Origin of the sequence: Aureibacillus halotolerans, assembly GCF_004363045.1 — a bacterium.
GTDB classification, from domain to species: Bacteria; Bacillota; Bacilli; order Bacillales; family DSM-28697; genus Aureibacillus; species Aureibacillus halotolerans.
In genome coordinates this window covers 276,548-284,574 of sequence record NZ_SNYJ01000004.1, presented here as the reverse complement: position 1 = coordinate 284,574, position 8,027 = coordinate 276,548, and the positions used below count along the sequence as shown (strand labels likewise).

The following is an 8,027-nucleotide window of genomic DNA, read 5'->3' as shown; positions in this document are numbered from 1 at the left end:
TGGACAGGTGACCACCTCTCCCTCCATTGTAAAGGGTTTTTTCATTGTATAACGACTTGTTTATTGAACATTCTTTGTATTTTTAATGATCAGTATCTTTTAATGCAACGCTAGTGATCCAACTAAAAAGATGTGGAGATGTACTGGTTTTTTAAACACATTTTCGCGATATATAATATCTGTCCCGTATGTTCGGAAAAATGAGCGGTACATTGAAGTAACACATCAAGGTTTGTTACTTCTTTATTCCTGACTAATTGACGTTGTTCAAACGTTTGTTCAGGCATCGTACGAACAGTGTCTATGACTAATGGAAAGCTCGTGGTAACCATTTTTATCAATTCTGTTTTTGATATATACGTATGTTTAAATTCGTCATCTCGATTTCTGGCAACAGTTCCTCCCAAAATTCCATTTTTAATTTTTTCATTCGTATTGCCTTCTATATGCTTAATTAAGTTTGATATACTATGACTCAAATCATCAGGTCTCCAATTGAGTTGATCATCATCCAATTGTTCAATTGCTTTTAATATTCTGTACTGTATTTCTTCAAACTTACTAATTAACCATTCTCTGTTTAAGTCGTAACTCAACATAAGCCCTCCTTGCAATATCATTATTCACTGCAAATACTAAATTATCCGTTTAGTTAGAAAGTCGGGGTAATAAAAAAGTAGCTACAACGCTACATACGTTAACACTACATTTTAAAATCTAAAATAGTTTTTAATGTTAAGCAACTTTAAATCGTTCGGAATAGAATAAAAATGGTAGGAGATGAGAATATCATAGCATTCATTATCATCGCAGTCTGTTTAATTGTTGCGACGGGGGTTTTTATTATGATTCGTCGAGATAGGTTCAAGACAAAAAACGATGTGATTACATTTATGAAAAACCATCCTGAAAAATGGTCAATGACAAGGATTGAGGATGGGCAAATTACATTAGATCATAACGGAAAGGCTCTATTCCCTTTAGCTAGTACGGTGAAATTGATTTATGCAGTCGCGTTTGTTCGAGCTGTAAAAGAAGGGGAAGTTTCATTAGATGAAGAAGTGCCCAGCCACGCGGTTGATTTGTTTTATTATGAACACACGGACGGTGGTGCTCATAAACGTTGGAAGGATGAAGAGAAGATTAAGGCTGTTGTATCGATTAAACAAATTGCAAAAGGAATGATGACCTACAGTTCAAATGCATGCACGGAGTACATGCATGAACGACTTGGTGTGGCTCGCTTGAATGCAGTGCTCCACGAGTACCATCTGAATGATCATACGCCTCTTCTCCCATTGTCCTTGTTCTTAATTCCAAGCTATTTACATATAGAAGAGAAGCTCTCTACAAAGCAAATTCGAAAGAGGATCAATGAAATGTCGTCCGATGAACTCAGAACATTGGCAATTGACTTGCATGACAAAGCTAAGAGCAATGAGGTGGAAACAATTTTTCCTCATCTTGGTGTCATAGCAGATCGTTCCATTCAAAGAGAGATATCGGCAAAATTACCTGCTTCAACTAGTTCTAATTACGCTCGATTTATTGATTTCCTTGGAAGTTCTGACCACTTGTCGAGCAAGGAGAAAGAATTATTGGACGATATCATGGGAACTCTTGAGTCTCGACATGATTCATATCGTTTTTGGTATAAGGGCGGGTCAACACAATTTATTTTGACTTCCACTGTGTACCGGCAACGATCTCAAAAATCGGTTGCTTTTTCCTTTTTTATTTACGATCAAGAAGGGTTAGATATCCTCTGGTTGAATCGAGTGTATCGAGAGTTTCTGACATCATTTATGGAGGATGAGACCTTTCGAGATCAAGTGATTAAGGAAGTGCCTTCAGCCCCCATTGTGCAGTCTCCCTCTAGAACGAACGATTGACACCCCAACCCATCCATGCTAAAGTAATGCCAATTCTAGGAAAAGAAGAGGTGAAAGGGTTTATGAATGAATCTGTAGTTCTGACGTTGGGTTTAGCGAAAGACGGGAGAGGTCTGTCCAATTTCAGCTAAACACCGACTGCGGAACTGTGGATTCACCCTTATCATCTTTTGATTAGGACGCATCGGGAGCGCGAGCATGGCGACATGCTTACGCTCCTTTTGCTTTGAGCCCCTTGCAGACGGAAACTACCAATCTGTAGGGGGATTTTTTATGTGCTCATTGCGTCATAACCGTAATTTTGTTCGCTTGTTTCTTGGCCGTCTCATCACCAATATTGGCGATAGTGTGTATTATATCGCTGCGATGTGGTTGGCGTATGATTTAGGAGGCTCTGTTTTCTATTCAGGGCTTGCGGGCTTTCTTACCCTATTGCCTGAGGCGTTTACAGTGTTTGTCGGGCCACTCGTTGATCGGCTCTCGCTGAAAAAGGTGTTTACCACGACAAGTTTGCTCCAAGGCCTTTTGTTGCTCATAGTGCCGTTGTTGTATGTGACAGACTCATTGAATGTATGGGGTGTACTCGTGCTTATGCCGCTCATCACCACAATGGAGTTGTTTCACTCACCAGCTGAGAGTGCGCTGTTGCCAAAGATTGTAGTGAAAAACCAGCTTGTCAAAGCCAATTCTGCCATGGCCGCTGCTGGGCAGGGGACAGAGCTATTGTTCAATAGTCTCGCTGGAGTTCTCGTTGTGCTTTTAGGTGCAGTAAGCTTGTATGTGATCGATGCAATCTTGTTTTTCATCGCGGTGTTTTTGTATGCTGGCCTGAAGTTGCCCCGGCAACAGACTGTCGCAACCGCAATGACGTTTTCTCAGCAGATCAGCACTTACCGAAGCGAGCTAAAGGAGGGGCTTGCTTATGTAGCCCAGCCAAAGATATTGAACATGCTCCTACCGCTCATGCTCATAAACGCCGCCTATAGTGCCACTCTGGTTGTGTTCCCTGCGCTCGCCAAAACACTTGGTGGCCCAGATGTGTATGGCTGGATGATGGCGACACTAGCTGGTGGAATGCTCGTTGGCACGCTACTGTCTTCATTTGTGGCGGAGAGAATGGCAATGGGGAAGGCGGTCATTGGTGGTTACTCTCTTACAGGGCTGTGCTGGCTTGCGGTTCCTGTTGTTGGCGACGAAGCGTTATTTGCTGTGCTTCTTTGTTTCTTCTTCGCCTCTGTACCAGTAGGCGCGACAAATATTTTGTTCTTTTCCTACTTTCAGACCACGCCACCGGGGCACCTGGTAGGGCGTGTTGCTGCTGTTATCAACAGTTTGATTGTGTTAGCCACGCCATTGGGTGCTTTGCTTGGTGGGGTTTTAGGAGAATGGATGGGGAGCGACATCATTCTTGTAATGAATGGAGTCACCTTTCTTTTTCTTGCGTGTTATTGGCTCAGCTTTCAAAACCTTAGAAGATTGCCAAAGGTGAATTTGGAAGAATGAGGGTTTTATCTATCTTGTATGAATGATACGATAGAGGAAGAATTTAGAAGTCGTAAAAGAATAGGGAAGGTGGAGGAGATGAAGAAAATATGGCTAGGAAGTTCTTTAATGGCTGTTGTGCTGATCATTGCAGGTGTTTTCACTTTGACGGTTAGTTTTGCTGAGAAGAAGCCGATCACCAATCCAACCATCCTGTTTTTGGAACCGACAGATGCTATCCTCTTTGAAAATGGTCAGCCCGTGGAAACTGCGACAGGGGAGGCTGTTGTGAAAAAGGTAAATGCAATGGAACTCGCCTATGAAGAAAACAAAGCCACACTGTCACTAGACCTGGATGGTACGGAACAAAGTATGGATGTGACTGTCGATTTGTACCCAAGTCAGCTTCATATGTTTGGAAACGAAAAGCTCATTGGGTCGGAGGTGGATTTGGATTCAGCCTATGAGCTGACCTTCTTTCGAATTGAAAACCCGACCACCTCTTGGACGTTGCTATCTTCTAATCTTCACTTGGAAGGCAAACCTTCACTTGCAGCGGGTATAAAAGATGCCCACACCAACAAAATGTACTATGTGCAACAGGCGATCCCGGACACGGCGTTTCAAGTGCTTTTTCAAGCCGCTGAACAACAGCTTTCGTTAAGCACATTAACTTTAGAGGAGCTCAAGCAGTTAGAGTGGAGCTATTTGTTTTTAGGTAATGATCAATTGCCTTCAGGCGAGGTGGAGATTGAGGTTCACGCCGATGGAGAGATGTAAGATGTAAGATGAAAAATTGAAAAAAGGACTTTAACGGAGTAAGAGAGGTGATTACTCATCGGACTCGCTCTCCTTTAAGTCCTTTTTAGTTAGTAGTATGTAGGTAATGCCGCCAAGGATAGAAGCAATCAAAGTTAATGGAGCGGAATATGAAAATATAACGATTCCCATTAGCATACCAAGCATTGTGGCTACGAGCATTCCTAAGCTATGATGCCGCGATAACCTATAAGCAAAATACCCTAACGCACCGCTTGTGACAAGGATGATGTAGAAGAGCATGCATAAAGTGATGAACGAATACAATGAAAAGGCTCCTTTCGGTTCATTAATTACGATCGATTATAAATTAATCATTAAATTTATTGATCATAAAGCATCTTAATATTGTGGAAAAGCAATTGATATGAAGAGGGAAATTTTTAGATCCTCTTCATCAACCAATCCACCGTATCAATATCGGCAGGAGCCCATTGTAGCGTTTGTAGATCTGCTGGGCGTAGCCAGCAAACGGTTTTATGCTCTAACGGGGTAGGTTCCCCTTCAGTTGGCTCACATAGATAGGTGTGAAGCACAATCTTTGGCGACGCTGCCTGAACATCGCTTGACGTGATATATTGGCCTACGGAGATCATGCAGTTCAGTTCTTCACGTATTTCACGAACCAATGCCTGCTCATGAGTTTCGTTCCCTTCAACCTTACCTCCCGGAAATTCCCACAGAAGCGGTTGCTTCATTGTTTCAGAGCGTTGGGCACATAGTAGTTCCCCGTTTTTTCGTTGGATGACAGCTCCAACAACATGAATTTCATTCATATTTCTCACAAGTCCTTTTCAATTATTGTCGCATGTTTCACGTGGAACAAGACCTTTAGGCTAAATAAACTAAATTGCTTTAATGTAATCCATGACTTTATCTATGTAATGCTTAAGGGGATTGGACGTATTTACAGAAATATATTGTAAGGCATCAGGTTTTTTGCTTTTTGCAATTCCTTTTCGTAGTTTTACTTCGGATTCCACGTGCTCAATTTGACTTAACTTACGCTGACGTTTCGTAAGTCGACGGTTAATCTCCTCAAAATCATTCAACATACACTCAACATACTTGTATCTCGCTTCATACTTCTCCGAGAGGTCTAATCCTTTTTCTATCATTTCCGAATACAAACAAGGACTATCTAATATAACTTCCTTATCGTTAGCTAGATGAAATTCAATTAATGACCACTCAATATGATAAGCTATTTTCCCAATGCTTTTCTCATCACTATCAAATTCAACAGATTCCAATAGGGCAGTTTTGACAATGTCATGGTCAATGACAAGGGCTCCAGTATTTTTAGCGATCACCCTCGCTAAGGTCGATTTGCCTGACCCTGAGAAGCCTGACATTTGAAGAAAAAACACCGCAATCCCTCCATTTTAAACTTGGACTCTCCCTTTGATTTCAAAAACATAAAAACACTACAAAGTTATAGCTTAAAGACTATGCCTCTCTGATGCTAGCATATTTACCGTGTCGAGACATGTCGTATAGTGGTGTTAACTTATATTCTTGTAAGTTCTGAAAAAAACAAAAACGATAGCTTAAAATATGGGGATATATGGTATGCTACTTTGTAGGTAGTATTCAGAAAATTCATGGAGGACTTACGATGAAAACGACAGAAATACGGCAGTATAAAGCCACAGATGAGTCTGCGTTAGGTGAGCTTTATCATGCGGTAACGGCAGCGCCTGAAGCGGTGTTTTGGTGGGTAGGACCAGAAGAGAATTGGAAGAATGTTTTTTGTGCATTTGAAGGCCAAAAGATGGTGGCCAAAGGGCAGGTTGCTGTCTTTCACGAAGCTGACGATAATAGCTCCAAGGCGTCCGAACATCTCATCTACATCAATTTAAAAACGGTTCCTGATCGAGAAGGTGACGCGGAGCTTCTAGATAGTCTCTACAATCCACTCGTTCGTCGTGCCTTCGAATTAAAACAATCCCTTTCTGATCAGCATAATACAAAGCTCTGTGTAGGCAATGGGCAAACAGAAACAGACAACAACACGTATTTTAAAAGCAAAGGGTTTACATACTTTGAGAGTGAATTCAATATGCTCCGTGAAGAATCAGCTCCTGCGCCTGCTATTGAGCTCGCGACGTCCTATGTGTTCTCTCGTTGGGCCATGGACACTCCAGCTGAGAGGGAAGTTTATCTTTCTATCGATAAGGAGATCTGGCCGAATGCGTCACTCACTTTGGATCGACTCAATGAGTTGCAAAGCAACCCTGCTTGGAAAGCTCTCACAATTCGTGATGGCAAAACGATTGTCGCCAGTGCGATGGCTTGGGCTAATAAAGATGGTGATGAGGGCGTTATCGAAGAGGTGCTTGTCAGAGAGCCGTGGCGAAAACAAGGCTTGGCCAAATACTTGCTAGCAGAAGCCATCGCTTATTTAAAGGGGCTCGGATGTACAACCGTTGAATTGCAGGTAAGTGCCACCAATCAATCAGCACTGCAGCTCTATAAAGGCATGGGCTTCGAGCTCAACAGTGAAGAAGTACGGTATGGGATCGTTCTGACAGAAGCAGAAGAAATGCTTAGGAAATAAATATTCTTATCTGATCTAATAATTGAAAGCAAGGTAAAATTACAGAAAAAAAAGATTGAGCAATAAAAATCCTTCGTATTATAATGAACATCAGAAGAGTAGACATCTGTGGGGGACAACATGAACGCATCTGTACGAATTTTATTGATTGTTTCTATGATTGCCATATCGTTTGCGGCCATTTTCGTGAAATGGTCAGACGCTCCAGCGACCATTAGTAGTATGTATCGGATGGGCTTTGCCTGTCTATTTCTGCTGCCGTTTGTTTGGAAGAAACGAGGAGATGTGAACAAGCTCTCTCGTCAGGATTGGCTGTTCCTTGCGTTGGCTGGCGTATGTTTAGGGCTGCATTTTGCCCTTTGGTTTGGATCGTTAAAGCTCACTACGGTTGCCAGCTCGACGATTATTTTGGCCTTACAGCCGCTAATTGCCCTCGCTGGCGCCTATCTCCTGTATAAAGAAAAGACGACCTTCGCGACATTGTTCACGATTGGTCTTGCCATTTTTGGTGTGGTCATGATCGGATGGGGAGACGTTGGAATCAGCAAAGCAGCACTGCTTGGAGACTTGTTGTCATTTTTGAGTGTCATCGCTGTGGTGGGCTATCTACTGATTGGCCAGCAAAAGGTCAAGGGAATTTCCCATTGGGTATACAGCTTCATCGTTTTTCTGTTTGCTGGGATTGCCCTTTTAGTATACAACGTGGTCTCAGGTGTTCCTTTGACCGGGTATCCTAGTCAGGAATGGGGCATCTTCTTGCTGCTGGCTATTTTCCCAACAATTGCGCATGTGATCTATAACCATTTGCTCAACCACATTAATACGACGGCCATATCAATGAGCATTTTAGGAGAACCCGTAGGAGCGACCTTGCTAGCCGTGCTTCTGCTAGGAGAAACACTCGTGCCAATGCAGTTGATTGGCGGGATGTTCATTATGGCCGGTGTGTTCATGTATTTGTTCCAATTTCGTAAGCCAGCGGTAGAGTGACTGAATTAGGACAAGCCACATGAGGCAATTAGCCAATAATGGAAGCTCCCAAAACAGGCTGACACGGCAACGGTCAGTCCTGATTGGGAGCTATTTACATGCAATCATACGGAATGAATGACCGAATCAGCCTTGCCTGGCGTTATCTAAGGTGAATAGCTTCAGAAAAAACGGAGTTAGACCTTAGGTTGCATTACGGTTCCCGCCATTGTAAGCTCAAACATAGACAGTTTGTGGATCGCTGTACTGGGTACATAAGCAAGTTCTTTGAATTTTCGAGGAGA

Annotated in this window: 8 protein-coding genes; 5 read left to right on the top strand and 3 right to left on the bottom strand. The window is 42.5% G+C overall.

Features of this window, described 5'->3' with window-relative positions; genetic code table 11:
- Nucleotides 1-122 precede the first annotated feature (122 nt).
- On the bottom strand, nt 123-599 hold the full coding sequence (locus tag EV213_RS07295; protein WP_243740016.1) for a DUF1572 family protein: 477 nt from the start codon (nt 597-599) through the stop codon (nt 123-125).
- Nucleotides 600-845: 246 nt separating this feature from the next.
- Here EV213_RS07295 and EV213_RS07290 point away from each other — a divergent pair, with 246 nt between their 5' ends.
- The 3 genes from EV213_RS07290 (at nt 846) to EV213_RS07280 (ending at nt 4,154) form a co-directional block, all read left to right on the top strand.
- The gene (locus EV213_RS07290; protein ID WP_166639201.1) at nt 846-1,892 is read left to right on the top strand and encodes a serine hydrolase; all 1,047 of its coding nucleotides are present in this window, start codon (nt 846-848) and stop codon (nt 1,890-1,892) included.
- Nucleotides 1,893-2,165: 273 nt separating this feature from the next.
- Entirely contained in the window at nt 2,166-3,395 is a 1,230-nt protein-coding gene (locus tag EV213_RS07285) for an MFS transporter (protein WP_208112720.1), read from the top strand.
- A gap of 78 nt (nt 3,396-3,473) precedes the next feature.
- Nucleotides 3,474-4,154: a hypothetical protein gene (locus tag EV213_RS07280; RefSeq protein ID WP_133579846.1), complete on the top strand. Its 681-nt coding sequence runs from the start codon at nt 3,474-3,476 to the stop codon at nt 4,152-4,154.
- A 422-nt stretch (nt 4,155-4,576) separates the two neighbouring features.
- Here the strand turns inward: EV213_RS07280 and EV213_RS07275 are convergent, their stop codons facing one another.
- Both EV213_RS07275 and EV213_RS07270 read right to left on the bottom strand, forming a co-directional pair.
- A complete protein-coding gene (locus EV213_RS07275) occupies nt 4,577-4,969 on the bottom strand; it encodes a (deoxy)nucleoside triphosphate pyrophosphohydrolase (protein WP_133579845.1) in 393 nt (130 codons plus the stop codon).
- Between the two features lie 69 nt (nt 4,970-5,038).
- Nucleotides 5,039-5,563 (bottom strand): P-loop nucleotide/nucleoside kinase family protein, encoded by a 525-nt coding sequence (locus EV213_RS07270; protein ID WP_133579844.1) that lies wholly within the window; start codon nt 5,561-5,563, stop codon nt 5,039-5,041.
- 248 nt (nt 5,564-5,811) lie between these two features.
- Here EV213_RS07270 and EV213_RS07265 point away from each other — a divergent pair, with 248 nt between their 5' ends.
- Nucleotides 5,812-6,753, top strand: a complete 942-nt coding sequence (locus EV213_RS07265) for a GNAT family N-acetyltransferase (RefSeq protein ID WP_166639200.1) — start codon at nt 5,812-5,814, stop codon at nt 6,751-6,753.
- A 120-nt stretch (nt 6,754-6,873) separates the two neighbouring features.
- A complete protein-coding gene (locus EV213_RS07260) occupies nt 6,874-7,743 on the top strand; it encodes a DMT family transporter (RefSeq protein WP_133579842.1) in 870 nt (289 codons plus the stop codon).
- Nucleotides 7,744-8,027 lie beyond the last annotated feature (284 nt).